General features: G+C 46.6%; 1 protein-coding gene. It reads right to left on the bottom strand.

Going from position 1 to position 854, the window contains the following annotated elements; all coding sequences use genetic code 11:
- A partial coding sequence (locus FW759_RS13955) for an FAD-binding oxidoreductase (RefSeq protein ID WP_446443283.1) occupies positions 1-854 on the bottom strand: 854 nt, incomplete at both ends.

The raw sequence follows: 854 nt of genomic DNA, 5'->3' as shown, positions 1-854 counted from the left end.
AACCAGCACACCTCAAAATCAGGGTAATTGCTGCTGACAATCTCATCAATCTCAGTGATAAAATCAGGTACATAGCTTATTAACACCGACACATCATTCTTATAAGGCGTGAAAACTGAGATGGTCTCAGAAATATACTCACGCAGCTTCCAAAGCTCCGCCGCTTGCGCCAAATTTTGACTCATGACGCCATCGACGACCCAGCCTTGCTCCAAACACTGCTCAAATATTGCCATCGCTTTGTCCATGATCGGCTCATACGGCGCTTCAAACTCTAGTAAGGTATAAAACTTGGTGCGTGATTCAAACGGCTCTTGTACTTGACCATGTGCCATGAGCTTATCAATCGCCACATCATCAAAGAACTCAAAAGCCGTTAAATCGATTTGTGCTTGAAAGGCAGAGAGCACATTCATGACATCACTAAAGTTATCCATACCCAGCACCATGACGTTTAAGTCTTGCGGCTGGCGCTCAAGCTTGATCTGTGCATGAGTCACAAGGCCAAGTGTGCCTTCTGCCCCAATGAAAAGTTGGCGCAAATCATAACCCGTGGCATTTTTGACCATACCGCGATTAAGATGCAAGATATCGCCACGACCGGTAACGACCGTCAGTCCCATGATCCATTGACGGGTCATGCCGTAGCGGATGACTTTGATGCCACCAGCATTAGTGCCAATATTGCCACCCATCTGACTGGAGCCTGCTGAAGCAAAATCAACAGGATAGTAGAGATCTTTTGATTCGGCGAACTGCTGTAATTGCTCGGTGACAACGCCTGCTTCAATCTCAACCATGCGATCGGCAGGATAAAACTCACCAATCTGGTTCATTTTATCCATGCTGACGAC

This window comes from Psychrobacter sp. 1176_08, assembly GCF_052850615.1.
The sequence above is the reverse complement of the archived record's forward strand: the minus strand, read 5'-3'. Positions and strand labels throughout refer to the sequence as shown.